Source organism: Azospirillum sp. A26 (genome assembly GCF_042604635.1).
GTDB lineage: Bacteria > Pseudomonadota > Alphaproteobacteria > Azospirillales > Azospirillaceae > Azospirillum > Azospirillum palustre.
Genome location: NZ_CP170477.1, coordinates 85,890 through 105,518, shown reverse-complemented (window position 1 = coordinate 105,518; position 19,629 = coordinate 85,890). Strand labels below are relative to the sequence as shown.

The following is a 19,629-nucleotide window of genomic DNA, read 5'->3' as shown; positions in this document are numbered from 1 at the left end:
CCTCATGCCATTGCTCCTGGGCAGTTCCGGGCTCGGCCAACTGGGCCTGGTTGACTGGGATCGGCGGAAAAAGCCGATGGGCTGATGGAACGATCCACCAGCGATCAGCACATGGGGGACAGCGGCGTCACAATCGCCAGTCGATGGCTGGAACAGCCTTCGGCTTGATCGAGGGAGCCGGGCAGGGGTGGCAGATAGGCTCCGCAAAATCATATCATGATTTATGATCATGACTCCGTGAGAGACCATAAGGACGATGGAGCATCCGTCGCCTATAATTTAATGACATCATGACATCATAACATCCTGCTCTCGCCGAAATGGCGCGGCTTCCATTCCGCCCATTGGCCGGGGGCCATGCGGAACACTCTGATGCCAAGCCCGGGCCGAAAAGCCCTCCCTCTCAGGCGGAAGCACAGGCTTCATAGAAATTTGGACGGGACGCGCTTTTCCGACAGGCTGCCGACAAATGCCGTGGAGCCCCTCCTTCCGGGACCGCGGCGATCCTGCCAGTCAACCGGGATGCCCAAAAGCCGAAAGCAGAAGCAACCACACGCAGTATTTCATGCCCTGCTTTCATGGCAGCTCTTCATGATATCTTTTCATACAAGAGGCATTGGTCCGGTGGGACATGCCCATCAGTCGCGACATCGCTCATGGCAGTGCTCTGCGTGGATAGGGTGAACAATGCCCCGGTTTCCGCCGTCCCATGCGGTGGATTGCTTGCTTCGCTGCCGCTCACCACCAGCCTCATTTCCACATATGTTTTCATGTCTCGATTTCATGATTTTTTATATGGCGGCGCGTCCCCTCCACCCCCTGTGTTTCCTGCGCCACGCCGGCCGGCTTTCGGCCATGGCACAGCCCAAAGCCTTCATATGTCGCGAAGACAGGACACCAAGTCATGATATTGCTTCATGGCTTATTCAGCCGGCCATCCCCCCAAAGCCGGTGCCGCCCTGACCGGAGTGTCCATGTCGACCGACAGCCCTGCCAAGCCGTCCGTGAAGCCCATCCCGAAGCCGGCCCGCCCTCCACTGGGCGGGATCGGGATCGGTGGGCTGGGCACGGACGACATTGACCCGATCCGTCAGTATGGATTGAGCAAAGGGTTCCTGCCGACCGAGACGGAGCCGCCCGCCCCGCCGCAGGCCGCCGCCCACCAGACGGTCGTTTCCCATCGCGCTCCACAGCCCCAGCCCGTTCCGGCACCGGCACCAGCGATCATCCGTCCGGCCCCGACCCGGCCGTGGCAGGCGATGCTGCCGGACTATCTGGTGGAGGAACTGCGGCAGGCCGCCGCACGCGAAGGCACCGCCCAGAAGGTGATCGTCCTGAAAGCCTTGCGGCAGGCCGGTTTCCGGATCGACGACATCGACCTCCAGGATTTGCGGCGGCGCTGAGCCTCCCGCACCCCAGGACGCACGCAAGGGCGGCCAAAGGGACGGCCAAAGGGACGGTTTGACTCTCCATGAGGAGCCGTCTATCCCCTAGCCGCGCTCTGCTTCCGCTCCAAACCGACTGCAGACCATCAGCGACGACGAGAGATGAAGGCAAACATTACCCAGGCCGCCACGGCGCCATCCCCTTCGGCAGGCTTGCCCCTTCAGACCTCGGCCCGTCCCGCGGCGGCGCCGGTCACCGCCCCGGCACCTGCCCAACCAACCCATGGCCTCAGCATCGACATGCTGGAGCGGATGCTGGAGCAGCAGCCGAAAGACCCCAACGTGTGGAGCGCGCTGGGTGCCCTGCTGCGGCAGGCCGGCAAGCCGGAGGCGGCAATCGCCTGCCAGCGGCGCGCACTGGAGATCGATCAGCGCCATGTCGGCGCCTGGACCAATCTGGGCAACGTGCTGGGCGATGTGGAGCGCTATGACGAGGCCATCGCCGCCCAGGAGCATGCGGTGGTTCTGTCGGGCGGCAACGCCAACCTGCTGTCGAACCTGGTGGTGGCGCTGCGCCACGGCTGCCGCTTCGATCGCGCCCTGGATATCCTGGACGTCGCCCTGCGCGCCCGGCCCAACGATCCGGGACTGCTGTGGGACCGCGCCCTGACCCTGCTGCAGGTCGGCCGCTATGCCGAGGGCTTCGGCGACTACGACTCCCGCCTGTCGCTGCCCAGCTATCAGAACCGCATCGCGCAAGGGCCGATGTGGGACGGCGGGCCGCTCGGCGGCAAGACCATCCTGCTGACCACCGAACAGGGGTTCGGCGATGTCCTGCTGACCGCGCGCTATGCGCCGATGGTGAAGGCACGCGGCGGCAGGGTCCTGCTGGAATGCCATCCCGAGCTGCAACGCCTGCTGTCCGGGGTGGAGGGCATCGACGGTTTCGTGCGCGCCGGCACGGCCTATCCCGCCTACGACGTCCATTGCCCGCTGATGAGCCTGCCGCACCGGCTGGGCACGACCATCGACACGGTGCCGCCGCCCACCCGCCTGGCCGTTCCGGCCGAAGCGCGCGAGAAGGCCGCCCGGCTGGTTCCCGGCCCGGACGGCACGATCAAGGTCGGCATCATCTGGTCCGGCCGCGTCACCTTCAAGGACAACGCGCGGCGCGCCACCACGCTCAACCGCTTCCTGCGCTTCCTCGACGTGCCGAAGGTGCGGCTCTACAGCATCCAGAAGGGGCCGCCGGAGGCGGAGCTGGAAACGCTCGGCACCTCCACCCTGATCACGCCGCTGGGGCCGCATTTCAACGATTTCGCCGACACCGCGGCGGTGCTGGAACGGCTCGATCTGGTGATCATGACCGACAGCTCGGTGGCGCATCTGGCCGGCTCGCTGGGCCGCCCGGTGTGGAACCTGCTGCAGTTCATGCCCTACTGGGTCTATGGCGACGGCAAGGGCGACTGGGCCGAAACCACCCCCTGGTATCCGTCGATGCGCCTGTTCCGCCAGACCACGCCGGGAGACTGGGACAGCGTGTTCGCCGCCGCCGAACAGGCCCTGCGCCAGCTGGTGGCGCTCAGGACCTGAGGCCGGACGCGGGCGTCGTCCGATGGAGGGTCGTTCCCCCTATCCCTCGCCCGACGCCCCTGCGGACCGCCCATAGCGGGCCAGCAACGGGTCTTGCCGTTTCAGGATGCGCTCCAGGTTCGCAAGCGCATCCTCGACACCTTCGGCCGGCTCCACCCACCGGTCCAGTTCGGCGGGAGCAGTGGGCGCGGTCCTGGGAACGGGTCCGCCGGCGATGCCCGTTGCGGACCGCGGCGCCACCTCCCCCAGCATGGCCGCCGAATCCTCCGCCACGAAGACACGATGGGTTCGCCGCCGTGTGATCTCCACGGCGATCTCCAGCCGCTGCAACTCCTCCAGCAGGTCGGTGGCGGCACTGGTGGCACAGCGCAGCCGGGCGGCCAGCCGGGCCGGGCCAATCACCCCTTCCGCCGCCACCGCATCGACGGCCCGGCGGATCCGGGCGTCGCTGCGCCGGTCGCCGACGCGCCGGCGCCAGCCGCGCCAGCGATGCAGCAGAGCGACGAGACTATCCTCCCCCTCCTCCGCCTGCCGGGCGATGCCATCGAGGAAAGCGACCAGCCAGTTCCCACCCGGCTCGGCGCGACGGATCGCCGCGACCCCGTTCAGGCAGGGCAGCGGCAGCGGCGTCATCCCCTGAGCGGTGAGGAAGCGGGAAACAGCCAGACAGGCCCCGCTGCGGTCGCCACCGGCCTCCAGATGGGCAAAGAAGCCAAGCCCGCACGCGATCAGCGCCGCCGATCCAGCCCTGGCATGGGCCTCCTCCATCCGGGCGAGCGCCCCGTCCATGCCGGTCGGAGCGAATGCGGACGGGCCGGGATCGGACAGCATCTGCCGCATCAGATCGAGGGCCAGCATGGTGGCTCCCCAGTCGCGCAGCGCACGCGTGGGCACCTGGGCCAGCAGAGTGCGCAGGCGGTTGGGATCGACGCGACGCCCCTGACTGTCGGCAATCTCGGCAACGGCCTCGACCCGCGACCGATGCAGCCAAGCCGCCAGAACCGGACTGCCGGTGGTTGCCTGGGCCAGCCGCCCGACAGCCTTGGCAGCCTGCTCCAATGGGCCGAGAAGGAGGAGGGGTTCGGGGAGGCGTAAACTCATCGCGTATATATATCAGCAATTTATGGATTTTTGATATCGAAACGACTGCAACCTGTCCAATAGACGCGATGCCGAAAATGGGGTTTTCCACGGCTTCTCACCGGCGATCTCCTGGCCTTTTGTCGCGCACCGGATGCCGGAACCAGGAACCGGGATACCGGCGCTGCGAGCCGGGGCAGCTTCCCACCCCACACTCTGCCTCCATATTCATCCGGGTGGATGTAACCGACTTATATTCTGTACAAAGAGCTCAACAGGCAGGTCTCCGCCCGGATTGCTCAGGACACCCCGATGGCCCTCGTCGCTTACGCCCGTGTCTCCACTGAAGACCAATCCACCGATTCCCAACTGCTCGCCCTGCGGCAGGCCGGCTGCACGACCATCTTCGAGGAGCAGGCGTCGGGTGGCGACCGTGACCGGCCGGTGCTGGCCAAGGCGCTCGCCAGCCTGAAGAAAGGCGACACGCTGGTGGTGGCGCGCATCGACCGGCTGGCACGCTCGCTGTTCCATCTGCTGGAGGTGATCGACGGGCTGGAGCAGCGCGGCGTCGCCTTCAAGTCGCTCAGCGACCCGATCGACACCACCAGCCCGCAGGGACGCTTTGCTTTGCAGGTCCTCGGGGCCGCGGCCGAGCTGGAACGGGCGCTGATCCGCGAGCGCTCGGTCGCCGGGCTCAGGGCCGCGGTGGCCAGGGGGAAGGAGCCCGGCAATCCCGGCCTGCGCCGACGGGACCCTGCCGCGCTGGAAAAGGCACGGCAGGGCCGCGAGACCGCTCGCGACGAACTGGTCGTCGCGCATGCCCAGGAGTTCCTGCCAACCGTCGAGGCACTACGCCCGACCGCGGCATGGGATCAGGTCGTGCGGGCATTGAAAGCGCAGGGGCGGACCCGGCCGTGGGATCGCAAGCCATGGACGCCCAACAGCCTGATCCGCGCCGTTCGCCGGCTGGCCGCAGCGGGGCTGGTTCGTCAGACCATTCTCGATGCGGCGCCCAAGCGGGTCGACAGCACCGACCTCGTGCTGATGGTGGCGGGGCTGGCGCGGACCGAACCCGGCATCACGCTCGATGGCATCGCGCGCCGGCTGCAAAGCATGGGGCAGCGCACGCCGCGCGGTGGCCTGCGCTGGAGCCGGTCGTCGGTGAAGAACCTGTTGGAGCGCGCCAACAATCAGGGGCTGGTGCGAGGATCGCAGAGCGCGTAGCGGGCGGTCTGTCTTCTGCGCCCCGGATCGGCGCCCCGGATCGATGGCAGGACCGGTGACGAGGGAAGGGCACGGGGATCACGCAGGATCGTCGAGGGCCTGCGGCATCGGATCGGCCGCGGCGATCCTGGTCAGGAAGAGGTTGCGGCGGAACAGCAGGGCCTCGGCCTCCCGGCGCTTCACCAAGCCTGGAAGCTGGGTTTTCCTGCCATTGACGGTGGCGTAGACCCAGCGGCCGAACTCGCCGGCGGCCCCCTCATGGTCACCCATGTTGAGCCGCTTCAGCAGGGTCGAGGATTGGAAGTTTCCCCGCCCCAGATTGAAGACGAAGCTGGCGAGCGCGCCGCGCTGCCCGCCATTCAGCGGCACCGTCACCAGCCCGTCGACCACGGCCGCCGCGGCGGCGAGGTCGCGGGACAGCAGCGTTTCGGCCCTTTCGACGGTGATGCTCTGCCCGAGCGTCACACCGTCGGTGTGGCCATAGCCGATGGTCGGGATGCCGGCCGGGCAGAGATAGGCTTTGAGCGACAGGCCTTCGAAATGCTTCACAAGGTCGATGGCGGCCTTGCAGATCGGATCGGGCATGGATCGGGACTCCCGGGCGATAGGTGGGCCGGTGGGTGAGGAGACAGGGGGGAGAGCGGATCCGGCGGAGCGCTGCCGGGACCGTCGGGGCGGCCGCGCTCCGCCGGATCGGGGGCAGGGTCCCGGGGATGGCCCCGGGACCGCCCGCGTCAGGCGACGTAGTCGTAGACGACTTTGACCGGGTAGGGCTTCAGGTTGGTGATGCGGTGGATTTCAGCCCCGGCCGCACCGTTGCGCTTGATCGTGTAATCGATCCTGGCGGCCCCGAGTTCGTACTCGTCGCGGGCCAGAGTCACCGCATCGACGCTGGGCGAGAAGTTCGGGTTGGCCGTCTTCAGCGAGAAGGCGAAGTCGATGGTGCTGTAACTCTCCACATTCAGGTTCGTGAGAGCAGTCTGCAGGGTCAGATAATCGTTGCCGTTGGTGTCGATGCTGGCCCCGCTGTTGAGGGGCACGACAACCCAGGCAGACCCATCCCATTTCCGCCACGTCGCCCGGCCGTCGAAACTGACCAGCCACTTGATGCCGGTACCGGGCGGGGTGGTCTGCATGATCGTCGCTGCGTGAATGGTGCTCCAGTCCGACACGTCGATGCGAGAGGCGTTGGTGGTCGCCACGTAGAAGGGGCCGGTGACGTAGCTCGCGCCGTAGGGGAGGGTCGGCGGGGTGAAGCCGGCGGTCCAGCGGGCGGTTCCGACCGAGATGCGCAGTTCGTCGGTGTAGCCGCTCCAAGGGAGCGTACCATCCGTCTTGTTGAACAGGCGCATGATGGCGGACGAAGACCCGAGATTGCCGCTAATGCCAGTCCACTGCCCGGCAACCGCGCCGTTGAAGTAGGTGGTCAACGTCGAGCCGGAGCGCACGACGGCGACGTGGTTCCAGACATTCAGCGTACGGTTCTGGCTGGTCATCCAGAACGTGGCGCCCGCAATGGTGGCGCCATTGGTGAGTTCGAACAAAATCTGACCGGACCCGCCGGAGCGCACCCGGAATGGACCGTCGATCAGTGTGTTGTCACCCGCGTTCGGAGCGTTGGTCCAGAAGTCGATGGTAAAGTCGCCGGGGAGCAGCCAATCATTGCTGGCCCACAGCGAGTAGTAATTGTTGCCGATGGTCTGGTTGGTTGTCATAGACGCGCCGCCAAACTTGGAGTTGGCTGTGCTAATGGAAATATTCGCCCCAGTCTGAACCGATCCTATCCACCCGCCATCCTTCACCGTGCGCGGATTGCCGTTTGCGGCGACCAGCGCTCCGTTGCCGGACAGTTCCTTGACCCACTTCTGATCGACCGCGCCGTTGAACTCCCACATCAGCGTGGTCATGTCGTCGGCGACCAACGTTGCCGGGGTGAAGTTGGCGGTGTAGCGTGGCTGGCCGTTGGTGATGCGGATGGCGTCGATAGCGCCGGACAGGTACTGATAACCCCAGGCAGACCCGCTCCAGCCTGTGCCAAGATACAGGGCATAGACACCGCTGATCGTGCCGATATTCACTTCGGGGTTGCTTGAAGAAGAGATCACACCGTTCAGGCACACGGCCCAACCACGGGCGTCACGAACAGCGGCGACATGGTTCCAGCCAACACTGGCAGCCCCCGCCGATGCGACAAGCACATCGTTCACGTAAAGCTGCGTACTGCTGCCAGTTCGACACATAAGAGAGCCGACACCGCCGCCGTTGGCGTTATTGCCCAGACTGAAGACGATCCCCTGACCGGCGACGGAGGTCAGGTACACCCAGCCTTCGATGCAGAGCTTGGTGCTGGCCCCGAAATAGATCGGGTGACCGGCGCTCGGGGTGGCGAACTGCATGGAGGCGTACTGGTTAAACCCGTTCAGACCCAACGACGTGGCATGCCCGCCTCGGGTGTAGTCTGCGCGCAGCGACATGCCATTGTTGTTGGCAAAGGTTAGGCTCGGCGTCGTCGTATCCCCGAACGCATTGGTGCCGTAGCTCGACCCGCTGCTGTCCAGAGTTACTTTGTCGCCGTTGGCCCCTTCGAAGTGGCACAGAATGATCGTCCGGTTGTCGGCCGTAGCATATGCGGTGGTCGGCGGGGTGAAGCTGGAAGTCCAGACTGCCTCGCCGCGCTTCGCCCGGAACTCGTCGATGTAGCCACCCCACGGGTTGGACCCGGTGTAGTCAGCCCCGAACGCCCAACCCGCGGCGTTGTTGACCGGCCAGATGGAGTTGGACCCAACCGAGATCGTCGCCCCGAGAACACCGTCGATGAAGCAGTAAACGCTTGACCCGTTGCGGGTCATGGCGACGTGGTGCCAACTATTCGCCGAGAAGGAGCCGAACGAGACACCGTTGGCGAGATCGAAGGAACTGGTGCCGGACGCCAGATAGACCTTCATCACGCCACTGTCATATTGAATTTTCGGCGCGTAGGTTCCAGAGTTTCCGACAAACAGGCATTGAACTCCCGACGCCGAAGTCATGTAGGCCCACACTTCCCAGGTGAAGTTGTCCACTCCCATGCTGAGAAGATCGGCGTGACCTTTCATCTTGTCGAAGATAACAAAGCCACCGGACAGCAGTGCGGAGGTTGTCCCGAACTTGGCTTGGGCAGTGGATAGCGAGCCGGTCAACTGGACCTCGCGTCCGCTATTCGCCCGGTCCTTCAGTACCTGTCCGCCATGGCCGTCGTCAAAACTGAACAGATAGACGGTGTCATTGTCGGTGACGAAGGCGGTGGTCGGCACCGTGAAGTTGGCGCTGTAGCGGGCGATCTTGGAGACGCGGATTTGATCCATCCACCCCGAGAAGTATTCCCGGTTGGCGACATGGCAGCCGATCCTGATCGACTGTGCGGTGTAGTTCCGAGTGTCAGCGATAGCGGACACCGACACCCCGTTGACATACATGGTACGAGTGCCGTTGTAGCGAACCACGGCGATGTGGTTCCAGGCATTCGCCGTTACGAGGGATGCTGTAGAGCCAACCGTCGTCGTGTCAAAGCAGTAGATGCTGATAGTCCCGTCGCCGCGTAGCGAGATTTGAGGGCCGTAATCGTACCCGCTTCCGTCCTGAGTTCGAGCGTCGAGGAACACGCCCGCCAAAACAGTCGGCCTGATCCAGCATTCATATGTAAAGTTTTGCGAGGCGCCGAAGGCATTCTTGGAGCTTTGCGGCACCGCCCAATAGCTTGCTCCGTCAAACCAGCCGCAATGGGTGCCGAACGGCGTGATGCTGCGCTCGTCGATGATTTCGGTCGAGCCATTGACGCCATCGGCGTGGATCAGCAGCTTGGTGGCAGCGTCGGCACCGCCGCCGCCGGTGCTGTAAAGCTGGAACTGGCCGCCGACCTGATCGGTGCCGGTGGCGGCATTCTCCTGGATGTAGTTGGCCTCGGTGTTGTAATCGACGTTGAAGGCCTGACCGACGAACTGCGTGTAGACGGCCGGGATCGTGGTAGCGACCACGTTGATCGTCCCCGCAGCCGGGAGAACGGTCACCGCTGATTTGGTGACCGCGCCGTTTGCAGACGTCTGCAAAGGCGCACCGTTGACGGTCGGGGCAACCTTGAAGTCGAAGGCCGTCGCCGTCGCTTCGGCGACGATGCTGTTGTCCGCCTTAACGGAAACCTTACCGCCCGCCCCGTTATCGGTGACAGTGACGGAACTGTCGCCTTGGCTGATGCCGCTGGTAGACAGTCCGGCAACCGCCGCCGAGATCGCGCTATTGGTCTGGTCTATGGTATAGGAGGTAGCGATTGTCTGAACCGCGTTTCCATTGACGGTCGGAGGGACGGTAAAATTGATAATGCTCGTCGCACGGCTGATCGAGAAGGGCGTGTCGATATAGGCTCCGGCATCGTCGAAACGGTTGATGAAAAAGTCGGTTCCAGCATTGGCGCCGCTTTCGGCAACACCGTTCGCGCCAATGTCCCACCGGTTGAGCGTGCTCGCCCCAACAGTAGCCTGTAGCCTGATATTCTTAACGGCGCCAGGGTTGGTCCGGATACGGATGCCGCCCTCAGCCGCCCCGGTGCTGACGAAGAGGTTGCCGGTAAGAGCGCTGGCGGTGCCGCCGGTCCGTAGAACATAGCGGGTATCGGCCGCGTCGCGGTCCGGGATATCGGTGCCGGCCGAGACACCCACAGCGCGTTTGGACACCGTAGTTGCAGACGTTTGCAAAAGGAGGCCGTTGCCATTGTCGAGCGCGCTGATGGCATCGATCAAGGCGGGGCGGCCGGTCAACCCGCTCCAAGGGGCGCTGTTGGCGAGCGCTGCCGTTCCGACCGAATATTCCTCCCAGCCCGCGCTGTTGCCGATGTTCGCCTCATCCTTGAGATAGAACATCTTGCCAGTGTCGGTCTCCTTGACCGTGTCGCCGATCTGGACGGTCGTCGTGGCCAGTGCATAGCGGGCTGTCTGAGTGGCAACAGGGACAAGCCGCTCAAGAGCCGCAGCGGGCATGCTGGCGAGCGGGACGGTACCGACGATCTTGGTAGCGTCGATGGCCGTCACCGGAATGGTAATGTTGGCCGAGCCATCGAAAGACGTGGCCGTTCCGGTCGCCCCGCCCGATAGGGCGATGGTATGGGCGGTGGTCAGCTTGGCAGCGCTGGCAACGCTGGCCACCGTGATGGCGCTGTCGGTCTGGGTCTTGGTGTAGGTGGTCGTCTTGTCCGCTTTGAGGCCGAGCGCCGTATCGGTTTCCGCTTTGCTGTAGGCGCTTGCAGATGTGTGCAAAACACTGCCGTTGTAGGTGGCCGTCCTGCCCGCCGCCGGGGTGATCGCAACCGACCCGTCCGTCGCGACCAACACCGATCCGCCCGCCTGTTGGATGGTGTCCGGCGACAGGGTGTCGATGCGGGTCTCGATCTCTTCGAGCGCCCCCTGCACCGTGGTCGCCGTCATGCCCGGGATCGCCGCCACCGGCGCGGTCGCGGCATCGAAGCCGAAGGAGACCGCGTGGTTGCCCGGGCTGAAGGTGAGCTTGCCGCCCGGAGCCTGCACGAGGTTCAGCAGGGAGCCGGGGTTGTCCGCTGCGAAGCGTTGCGAGGCACCGTCGCCGACGATGCCGAAATTGGAGCCGCCGACGATGGTCGCGGCGGTCTGGGCATGGCCCTTGGCCTGCTCCGACCAATGGAAGGCGGAATAGACGCCCGGGCTGGGCTGATAGCCGACAGCACCCTGGGCGAAGGCCTGGGACAGATCGCGGGCGCCCTGCGCCTCCGTGCGGGCGGCCACGGCCAGATCGCGGGCGGCGGTGGCATCGGACTTGGCCGAGATCGCGTCCGCCGCCGCCGTTGCCGCCGTCTGCGCGCTGTTGACGGCATTGGTCTGCGACTGGCCAGCCTGGGAGGCGGCGACCTGCGCCGCCGTCATGGAGGAGACTGCGCTGTCGCGGGCCGCCTCCGCTGCGGTCCTGGCCGTGGCGCTGCCGGTCCCGGCGGCCTCCGCCTGCTGCGCGGCGGAGCGGGCGATGTCGGCGGAGATGGCAGCAGCGGAAGCCTTGGCGGTCGCGGTCTGGGCGCCGGTCGCGGCATTGCCGGCGGCGGCCTGCGCAGCGGTCGCCGCAGTGTCGAGACCGGCGGCGCTCGCGGCGGCGGCGGCGGCACTGCCGGCAGCCTCCGTCGCCTTGCCAATAGCGACGGTCGCCTGGGAGGCCGCGTCCAGGGCGTAGGACAGCGCCGATTTCAGGTTGCCGGAGACCGGGGCATCGGTCTTCACCGCCCAGTCCTGCGCCTGCGTCCGCGCCGTCACCGCCGCGTCGCGCGCCTGTTGGGCGGCATCCCGCGCAGCGGTCGCGGTGTCGCGCGCCACCTCGGCCGCCGTTCTGGCGGACAGGGCACCGGTCGCCGCCGTGCCGGCTTCGGTCCGCGCCTCCAGCACGATGTCGCGTGCCGCCTCCACGGCGGCAAGCGCCGCGGTGGCGGACGCCTCCAGCCCGGCGGTGGTGGCGGCGCTGCCGGCGGCCTCATCGGCATGGTGGACGGCGATGGCCGCCTGGGCGGTCGCGGTCGCGGCGGCGGCAGTGCTTTCGCCGGCCTGCACGGCGACGGTCGCGGCGGCTTGCGCCACGGCCTGCCGGTCGGTGGCGACAGCCGTCATCGCCGCCGTGGCATCGGCGGCGGCCTGTCGTGCCGTCGCCACGTCGTCCTCGATGGCGGCAATGATCTGCGCGGCATGCTCCACCACCCCGTCATCGAGAAGCTGGAGCAGGCGGGCCGGGCTTTCGACCAGACGGGTGACACCCTTGCTGTCGGTCAGCGGATATTTGCCGTCGGCATTCGGGCCGCCGTTCGGGGAACCGCCCAGCCAGTCGTCATACTGGTCCTCGCGCACCGCCCATTTCGCGACCATCGCCGCGATCTCCGCGGCCAGTTCTGCGTTGGACAGGGTCGCCGACGCGGCGATGACGGCATAGGCGGACGCCGCCGCCGTCTCGCCCTCCCAAGGGCGGTCGAGGGTCAGCATGCGGTCGTTGGCGACCTCGCGGATCTCGTAGAGCGTCCTGCCGTCGGTGGTGAAGGCGGAGCCCGGACGCACGACGCCCATCCACATGGTGCCGGCGCCGGCGACGGCGGCCGATCCGGGGGTCAGGGCGACGGTGCCTTGGCGATACCAGCCGGCCATGTCAGTTCTCCTCGCTGGGGGTCGTGTCGGAATAGGGGTAGAGCGCGCGGATCGCCGAGAAGTCGGCGCGCATGCGCTCCCATTTGGCGGGGTTGCCGTTCAGCATGTCCTGCTGGGCTTCCAGTTGCCGGGCCGCCGGCCATGCGGCGAGATAGGCCTGCTGGCGCAGCTTCGCGATCTCGTCGCGGGTGCGGACTGGCGTCACCTTCATGGCGTGATCTCCAGAACGAAATGGGCGTCATGATGAGGCCAGGCGCTGACGCGCAAGTCGTAGGTGCCGGGCAGATCGTCGTAATCGAAGCTGCCATCCTCGACCGTGTAGGTGCCGACCGCACCGGAGGCCCGACAGGTGACGGTCACGGTTGCCGGGATGGGCAGAGCGTCCAGACTTTCGATCTCGGGACGCGGGCGCACCGTGGGTTCGGAGCCTGAAAGATCGACGTAGTCGTCGAAGACCGAAGCCTTTGCCTGCAACCGCTCGCAGCCCAGAAGATGCATGTGCGGCACCTCCAGCGGCCCGATGCAGGCGGTCTGTCGGATTTCACCGGTTTCCGGCTTATAGAAAACGTAGGAAGAGCTTGGGTTTCCATTTTGCCCTGAAGCCGCGCCGGAACCGCTCTGAGCTACCGGCGGAGCTTCTCTTTGGGTTTTTTTAAGTGATTGAATCATTTTCTCAACTCGACTGCTGAAATTGCGCAGTAGAAATTGCGTGGATTTCGCCCATAGGCGTCAGACGTTGCTGTTCTCCAGGTGTAGTAACCTGGCCCTGGATGCTCTATCCAAGCATAGGCAACGGAAACCCAGGATGGAGACCAGATCTCTGAGCTGCTCTCGCCGCCACCGTAGCCAGTAACAATGTCGATCTGCCAACCACGCACTGCGGTGATCAGCACACGTTTACCGATTGTCTGAAGACCGACGGTCGCGTCCCACGCTCCCTGCGCCGCATTCATATTGGACGTGGCGAAGTCTTCGATCTTCTGGCCCCGGATCGTCAGATCCTGAATGTGCGCGCTGGAAATCGTTGCATCCCTGATCTTCGCGCTGTCGATCGAGGCGTCCTGGATGAAGGCGGCGGACATGGAGATGCGGGGCACCCCATCCACCCGACCGATGACGAAGGGATGGTCGATGCTGCCCCCGGGGCCGGTAATGCCGATCAGGAAACGGTCGGCCCGCACATAGAACTCGGATCGCACCCCGCTCTCATCGGCCGGGTCCGAGGAAAGGCCGAACCCGCTGACGGCGCCATTGTTGTCGATCTTGACCGTCCACTGCCCCGATAGGCCGTCGGTTACTTTCGAGACCTGCTCGATGGACGAGGTGTGATTGCTGACCGTGCCACTGAGGATGTTTACCTTGCTGACAGCGGATTTAGCCTCGGTAACCGCCAGGTTGACGCTTTCCTGAAAAGACCCGGAAGCATCCTTTATCGCCACGAACGCGCTGTCGATCCGGCTGGCGAGGGCACCGACAGCGTCGACACGGGCAGTCTGCTCGCTGGTCAGCCCCGCCTTCACGCCGTCGACCGATGCACCGATCACATCGAGGCGCGTGGTCAGCGCGCCGGTCGCGGTCGCGTTGGCGGTGATGCGGCTGTCATAGCCGGCCAAGCTCTTGTCGAAGCCGGCGACGACGCTATCGATGCGCTCGGCGTTGGTCCGGGTGTCGTTCGCCGTCGCGGTCAGCTTCGCCTGCACGCCGGCCAGATTGCCGTCCCAGGCCGCGACCACCGTGTCGATGCGCGTCGCCGTCGCCTCGTCCGCCGTCACCAGCGCGGTCAGCTCCTCCTTGACGGTGGCGATCTGCCCGTCGAACTGGGCGGCGACGGTGGTGACCCGGCTTGCCAGCGACTGCGTGTCGTCCTGGACCTGCCTGACGTCCGCCTTCACCTCCGCGACGTCGGCCTCGCGCCTGCCGATCTCGCTGCGGATGCGGCCGTAACTGTCGTTGACGCGCACCAGACCCGACGTGACCGTCTCGGCGATCTTCTCGATCCCGGTGATGCGCTCGGCCATGAAGGGAGCGAGCTTCGATTCCGAGACCAGCTTGTCGGCGAGGTCGTCGTGGGAGATCTGCTCGGTGGTGGCGCCGGTGCCGATGTTCGAATTGACGTCGCCGACATTGCCGCCGAGATCGACGGCGCGCACCCAGTAATAGCGCGTGACCAGCCCGCCCAACCCGGCGCGCACGAAGGCGTTGCCCTTGACCGTGCTGATGACGGCGGCAGCCGGCAGGTCGTTCGCCGCCCCCTCCAGCACCTCGATGTGGGAAAGGTCGGTGTCGGGCGGATTGACCCAGGACAGGGCGATCTGGCGCAACCCGCCTTTGGCGACCAGCCCGGCCGGCTGGCCGGGCGGCGTTCCCTTGCCACGCACCGTGGCCCGGATTTCCGCCGGCGCAGAGCGGCGGTTGTCGTAGGCCAATGCGGTGATGCGGAGCGTGTAGACGCCCTCCGCCGCCGGCTCGATGTCGAAGCTGCCGGCGCGGGTGACCTTCCATTCCTGCCACTGGCCGCCCGGCGTCATCACGTCGGCGCGGTAGCCGGCGATGCGCGCATCGTCGCTGGGCGTCCAGCTGACGGTCAGCCGGGCCTGCGGCAGGCCGTTGACCCAATAGGCGCTCTCCACCGCCGCGAGGTTGGCGGGGGACGGGATGGCGTTGGCAGCGCTCTGGGTCGCCACCGGCTCGATCTGCACGCCCTCCTCGACCCGGGCATATTTGCCGGGCTCGTGCAGCAGGGCGGTGACCTCGTAGACGCCGGGGGACTTCTCGGTGACGGCGCGGACCCGGAACAGGCGCGGGGCGAGGTTGGTGGCGGTCAGGATCCACACCGCATGCGGCTGCGGCACCGCGCCGCCGAGCGGAGCCGCGTCGATGACGAGCTGGCCGGTGGTGTGGTCCTCCAGCACCGGGCGGCGGACCGGGCAGTCGACCAGCCGTCCGTCCGGCAGGGTGAGCGCCAGCACGTGGCTTTGGTTGGCTTCCAGCGTCACCGTGTCGTCGAGGGTGACGACCTGCCGTTCCGGGTCGTAGGCGACCAGCCGCCCGCCGGTGCGCACCAGCGCCCAGTTCGGGTCTGCCAGCTTGACCACGTCGCCCGGCATGACGTCGAGATGGTCGAAGGAACAGCGGTAGGTGACGGTCTCGGTCTCGTGCTGCTCGCTGTCGAGCATCCACAGGCCGAGGCGGCGGGCTTGGCTGCGCCGGGTGCAGCCATAGGCCGTCGCCTCGATCGGCCGCCAGCCGTAGCGCTGGATCATCCCGGCATTCTCGACGACCTCGACCGTCGGGCGGTAGCCGTCATCGGGGTCGTTGAAGGTGATCAGCGCCGCGGTGTGGCGGGCCTTCAGCGCCGTGCCGGAATAGGTGAAGCTGCCGCCGATGACGTTGGCCGGGGTGACCAGCTTGATCGGATCGGCCGGCATGTCGGCGCGGGCCAGCACGCCGCCGGCCGACCAGAAGATCAGGCCGCGGAAGGTCGAGGCGATGGACTGGAGGACGCGGTAGGCCTCGGTCCGGCCGGAGATCACCCCGTTGAAGGTGAAGCGCGGCTCCATGATGTCGCGGCCGCTGGTGTCCAGCCGGCCCGACTTGACCGGCTGGTCGCAATAGACGCCGATGGTGTAGAGCGACCAGCGGTCGACCGCCGCCTCGGAGATCGACTGTCCCAGGCCGTAGCGCCTGTTGGTCAGCAGGTCGTAGAGCACCCAGGCCGGGTTGTCGCTCCAGGCGGTCTTGAGGCTGCCGTCCCACTGGCCGGTATAGGTCCGCGTCTCCGGGTCGTAGTTGGACGGAACTTGGATCTTCAGGCCCTTGACGTCATAGGCCCGCTCGGGGATCGAGTTGCCGAACTGCTCGGCCTTGACCGTCAGCGCAACCAGCGCCGAATTGTCGTAGCCGAACTTGGACTCGACGATCTCGGCATAGTGCGACCAGGAAAAGCTGTTCTGGATCGCGGCGCGGGGCGGGTCGTCGGTAACGCGGGTGACGCGGATGTCGTATGGGCTCCTGCCCAGTTCGCGCAGTCCGACCTTGTAGGACCGCTCATAGGCGCTGGTCGTCTTGCCGGTCACCGTATCGTTGACCAGAACCTTCCAGCCGCCGTCGGCCGCCCGACCCTCGATGGTCAGCTGCACCGCCGATCCGCGCAGGTTGCCGTTGGAGGTGTCCTGCTCGGTCAGCGCGTTCCAGCGCAGCACGATGCGGGCGGCATCGACCTCGTCGCCATGGATGGTGCGGACGACCGGGGCCGCTTTCTTCACTTCGCTCCCGACGCCGACGGTGGTCTCGCTGGCGGTGAAACCGCTGATCGGCTCCTGCGAGGGAATGCCCCGGCGCTCTTCCCAGGTCACGCCCTTGAAGTTCTCCGTACCGTCGGAGGCGATCAGCGGCGTGCCGTCGAAGTAGATGCTCTTCCCCGCATTGACCAGCCCGACGATCTCGCCCTCGCTCAGCAGATCGATCACCCGGGCGGTCGCGGCGGATTGCAGGCTGTTGGGGTCTTCGGTGGCACCGGAACCGCCGCGGCCGGACTTGCCACCGCCCTTGGCCCCCTGGATGCCGCCTGCCGGACTTCCATCCGAAGCTGCTGTGGCGGCGGATGCCGCCGGCTGGGGCTGGACGGTTCCGATCTGCTCCGTATCCATGCCGGAGGAGATGACGGTCGAACCCACCCAGCAGCGGCCATAGACCAGGGGAACCGACCCGCCCTGTTCGCTGACATTGGCCGGACCGGAGAACAGATAGCTCTGCGTGTTGTCCGGCAGGTTGGCCTTGGGCGTCGGCGACAGCATCTGGCTGATACCGGACAGCATCATCGCCGCGCCAAACAGGGCGATCGAACCGTGGGAGATTCCCGCGACAGCCGGAGCGGACATTGCCGCCGAGAAGCTTGCTGCGGCCCATGGCTGCGCCGCGGCAATCGCCACGACCATGACCAGCGCGCCCATGATCGCCTTGCCGGCGCCGCCGTTCTTGGCACCGGCCGGAACCGGGATGATGTGCAGGTCGGCGTTGCCCAACCCGAGCGTCAGGGTGTCGAGGGTCAGGTCGATGCCGCCGCGCGAGCGCGGGCCGCGGACCAGCCGGTAGGAGCCTTCGCGGAAGACCTTGTCGAAATCGGGATGGTTGGCGGCGAGCGCCCGGATCGCCTCGGCGGCGTCGCGGACCTGATAGTCGGCAAGGCGCCCGAATTGGCGGCCGAGCGCGCCGTGCAGATCGATCCTAGCCATGAGCGCAATCCTTGTGACGCAGGATGTGGACGATCTGCCGGTGCCAGGGGCCGAACGGTTCACGGCGCGACAGGCGGCGCGGCAGGTGGTGCAGCAGCAGGCCGCCGTCGAGGACGACGCCGGCATGGTTGGGCACCGGCGACAGCACGGTCATCAGCGCGACGTCGCCGGCCGCCGCCTCGCCGGAACGGACCACCGAGAAGCCGGCATCGGCGAAATGGTCGAGATAGAGGTTCTTGCCGGCGTGCCACCACTCGTCGTCGCGCGGGAAATCCGGCAGCCGGATGCCCCGTTCCAGCTGGAACCAGTCGCGCACCAGGGCGTAGCAGTCGGTCACGCCGTGGCGGAACTCACGGCCGATCAGATCGGGCACCGGCACGCCGTCGCCCCAGAGGATCGGATCGGAGCAGCGCTCCCCATCGGTGGCCAGGATCGCCCAGGGGACCGCGCTGTCGATCTGGCCGCGCATGTCGGCGGCCGACGGGTGGAGCGGCCCGTCGGGATGGCTGTGGATGATGGCGTCGATGGCGCCGGCATGGGCGAGGTAGTCGGCATCGTCGATGCGGAAATGGGCCGCCGGGTCGGCGGCGCGGTTGGACAGGGGCCGGTAGGTGCCGGCCACCACCAGCCCGCAGCTCTCGCGCGGATAGTCGGCCAGGGCGTGGCGCTTCATCGCGAGGATGGCGTCAGCGGTGAACATGCGCTGCTTGCTCCTCTGGCTGTGAGGGGAGGGGCACCCGGATCAGACCCGGATCCGGGAGACGCCGGGAAAGCCGCCGAAGGGCAGGAGATCGGTCGTGTTGGGGTAGCGCAGCCGGCAGTCGGCCAGCCGCTTGCCGCAGGCATCCCTGGCCGGAACGGTGGGCTTGCCGGTCGCGGTGAAGCAGAGACCGCCGGAATAGGGACAATCGGCACCGTCGAACGACCATCCCGATCCGGTCCAATGGCGGTAGCGGCGGGTGCAGCCGTCGCGCAGCACCTGCCGGCCGGGGAGCATAGCGCCCTCCTGGTCGATGGCCGCCGACAGCTCGAACTCGACATGGGTGGCGGTGTGGGCGCTCTTGCGCTCGATCCGGTAGAGGTCGGGCGGGAAGAAGGCGAGCGGGTCGGCGTCCGCCCGGCCGTCGAGATAGCGGTCGAAGGTGCGCAGCCGCCTGACCTTGGCGCCGAGCAGGTCGGAGAACTGGTAGATCAGCGCCGAGATCTGGCGGTTGATGTTGGCGATGCGCAGGCGCGGCGTCGGCAGGGCCCCGGTCGCCGTCCATTCGAACCCTTCGGTCTCCATCTCGACCGGGACATAGGCGATGCCGCCGAACAGGACCGGCTCGCCGCCGCTGCCCGAGGGGGTGAAGTGATGGATCGTGCCGCCGGGATACATGGTCAGGTCCAGCGTGAACAGCGTCACATAGGCACCGGGATCGGGCGACTGGGCGGCGGCGGCAAGCGCCGGCCGTTCATCCCATTTGGGGATGTTGGTCTGGCTCATGGGGATTCCTTGGATGGGCGCCGCCCCCGCCGTCGAAGGGAGCGAAGCGGCCGCGCGGGGTCAGAGGTCGAAGACCTCGACGAAGGTCGCGGAGATGCTGGAGAACAGGTAATGGGTGCGGGTGCGCTTCCATTTGCTGCAGATCGAGCGCCGGCGGTCGGGTTCGCCGGGCGGCTTCCACAGGAAGCTTTCCGCACCCCGCCGGGCCCGCAGGAACTCCTCGATCTCCCGCGCCTGGTCGGTGTCGAGATACTCCCAGCTCAGCGAATACTGGTCGCGGATGTTGTGGATGCCGTCGGGCGCCCGCTGGGTGTAGCTGTCGCCGAAACCGGCGGTCAGCACCTTCACCTCCGGCTCGATGGTGCTGCCGGTCATCGGCGGACAGGGCGGCAGGAAGACCGGCACGCCGTTCTGGCTCGTGGCGTTCTGGCTCGTGGTTTCGCCGGCCATCG

12 protein-coding genes are annotated in these 19,629 nt (G+C 66.6%); 3 read left to right on the top strand and 9 right to left on the bottom strand.

Going from position 1 to position 19,629, the window contains the following annotated elements:
• Positions 1-974: 974 nt before the first annotated feature.
• Both ABNQ39_RS35425 and ABNQ39_RS35420 read left to right on the top strand, forming a co-directional pair.
• Complete coding sequence (locus ABNQ39_RS35425) at positions 975-1,403, top strand: hypothetical protein (RefSeq protein WP_376967513.1); 429 nt, start codon at positions 975-977, stop codon at positions 1,401-1,403.
• Between the two features lie 144 nt (positions 1,404-1,547).
• On the top strand, positions 1,548-2,978 hold the full coding sequence (locus tag ABNQ39_RS35420; protein WP_376967511.1) for a hypothetical protein: 1,431 nt from the start codon (positions 1,548-1,550) through the stop codon (positions 2,976-2,978).
• A 39-nt stretch (positions 2,979-3,017) separates the two neighbouring features.
• Here the strand turns inward: ABNQ39_RS35420 and ABNQ39_RS35415 are convergent, their stop codons facing one another.
• A complete protein-coding gene (locus tag ABNQ39_RS35415) occupies positions 3,018-4,079 on the bottom strand; it encodes a hypothetical protein (RefSeq protein WP_376967509.1) in 1,062 nt (353 codons plus the stop codon).
• Positions 4,080-4,370: 291 nt separating this feature from the next.
• Between ABNQ39_RS35415 and ABNQ39_RS35410 the strand changes: the two genes are divergently transcribed.
• On the top strand, positions 4,371-5,282 hold the full coding sequence (locus ABNQ39_RS35410) for a recombinase family protein (RefSeq protein ID WP_376967507.1): 912 nt from the start codon (positions 4,371-4,373) through the stop codon (positions 5,280-5,282).
• A gap of 78 nt (positions 5,283-5,360) precedes the next feature.
• Here the strand turns inward: ABNQ39_RS35410 and ABNQ39_RS35405 are convergent, their stop codons facing one another.
• From ABNQ39_RS35405 to ABNQ39_RS35370, 8 genes are all read right to left on the bottom strand, one after another.
• On the bottom strand, positions 5,361-5,867 hold the full coding sequence (locus ABNQ39_RS35405) for a lysozyme (protein ID WP_376967505.1): 507 nt from the start codon (positions 5,865-5,867) through the stop codon (positions 5,361-5,363).
• Between the two features lie 149 nt (positions 5,868-6,016).
• A complete protein-coding gene (locus tag ABNQ39_RS35400; protein WP_376967503.1) occupies positions 6,017-12,457 on the bottom strand; it encodes a LamG-like jellyroll fold domain-containing protein in 6,441 nt (2,146 codons plus the stop codon).
• A gap of 1 nt (position 12,458) precedes the next feature.
• Positions 12,459-12,668, bottom strand: coding sequence for a hypothetical protein (locus ABNQ39_RS35395; protein ID WP_376967501.1), 210 nt, complete (start codon positions 12,666-12,668; stop codon positions 12,459-12,461).
• Positions 12,665-13,126 carry a carboxypeptidase-like regulatory domain-containing protein gene (locus ABNQ39_RS35390; RefSeq protein WP_376967499.1) on the bottom strand — a complete coding sequence of 154 codons (462 nt, stop codon included), beginning with the start codon at positions 13,124-13,126 and terminating at the stop codon, positions 12,665-12,667. Before ABNQ39_RS35390 ends, ABNQ39_RS35395 begins: the two co-directional genes overlap by 4 nt.
• Positions 13,123-17,691 carry a TipJ family phage tail tip protein gene (gpJ, locus tag ABNQ39_RS35385; protein WP_376967497.1) on the bottom strand — a complete coding sequence of 1,523 codons (4,569 nt, stop codon included), beginning with the start codon at positions 17,689-17,691 and terminating at the stop codon, positions 13,123-13,125. Before gpJ ends, ABNQ39_RS35390 begins: the two co-directional genes overlap by 4 nt.
• The gene (locus ABNQ39_RS35380; RefSeq protein ID WP_376967495.1) at positions 17,684-18,391 is read right to left on the bottom strand and encodes a C40 family peptidase; all 708 of its coding nucleotides are present in this window, start codon (positions 18,389-18,391) and stop codon (positions 17,684-17,686) included. The genes gpJ and ABNQ39_RS35380 overlap by 8 nt, the downstream gene beginning before the upstream one ends.
• A gap of 42 nt (positions 18,392-18,433) precedes the next feature.
• Positions 18,434-19,177: a phage minor tail protein L gene (locus ABNQ39_RS35375; protein ID WP_376967493.1), complete on the bottom strand. Its 744-nt coding sequence runs from the start codon at positions 19,175-19,177 to the stop codon at positions 18,434-18,436.
• 60 nt (positions 19,178-19,237) lie between these two features.
• The gene (locus tag ABNQ39_RS35370; RefSeq protein ID WP_376967491.1) at positions 19,238-19,627 is read right to left on the bottom strand and encodes a phage tail protein; all 390 of its coding nucleotides are present in this window, start codon (positions 19,625-19,627) and stop codon (positions 19,238-19,240) included.
• Positions 19,628-19,629 lie beyond the last annotated feature (2 nt).

Excerpts from the sequence above, each read along its gene's own strand:
- ABNQ39_RS35425 (WP_376967513.1), top strand. The coding sequence starts at position 975 with ATGTCGACCGACAGCCCTGCCAAGCCGTCCGTGAAGCCCATCCCGAAG.
- ABNQ39_RS35420 (WP_376967511.1), top strand. The coding sequence starts at position 1,548 with ATGAAGGCAAACATTACCCAGGCCGCCACGGCGCCATCCCCTTCGGCA.
- ABNQ39_RS35415 (WP_376967509.1), bottom strand. The coding sequence starts at position 4,079 with ATGAGTTTACGCCTCCCCGAACCCCTCCTCCTTCTCGGCCCATTGGAG.
- ABNQ39_RS35410 (WP_376967507.1), top strand. The coding sequence starts at position 4,371 with ATGGCCCTCGTCGCTTACGCCCGTGTCTCCACTGAAGACCAATCCACC.
- ABNQ39_RS35405 (WP_376967505.1), bottom strand. The coding sequence starts at position 5,867 with ATGCCCGATCCGATCTGCAAGGCCGCCATCGACCTTGTGAAGCATTTC.
- ABNQ39_RS35400 (WP_376967503.1), bottom strand. The coding sequence starts at position 12,457 with ATGGCCGGCTGGTATCGCCAAGGCACCGTCGCCCTGACCCCCGGATCG.
- ABNQ39_RS35395 (WP_376967501.1), bottom strand. The coding sequence starts at position 12,668 with ATGAAGGTGACGCCAGTCCGCACCCGCGACGAGATCGCGAAGCTGCGC.
- ABNQ39_RS35390 (WP_376967499.1), bottom strand. The coding sequence starts at position 13,126 with ATGATTCAATCACTTAAAAAAACCCAAAGAGAAGCTCCGCCGGTAGCT.
- gpJ (WP_376967497.1), bottom strand. The coding sequence starts at position 17,691 with ATGGCTAGGATCGATCTGCACGGCGCGCTCGGCCGCCAATTCGGGCGC.
- ABNQ39_RS35380 (WP_376967495.1), bottom strand. The coding sequence starts at position 18,391 with ATGTTCACCGCTGACGCCATCCTCGCGATGAAGCGCCACGCCCTGGCC.
- ABNQ39_RS35375 (WP_376967493.1), bottom strand. The coding sequence starts at position 19,177 with ATGAGCCAGACCAACATCCCCAAATGGGATGAACGGCCGGCGCTTGCC.
- ABNQ39_RS35370 (WP_376967491.1), bottom strand. The coding sequence starts at position 19,627 with ATGGCCGGCGAAACCACGAGCCAGAACGCCACGAGCCAGAACGGCGTG.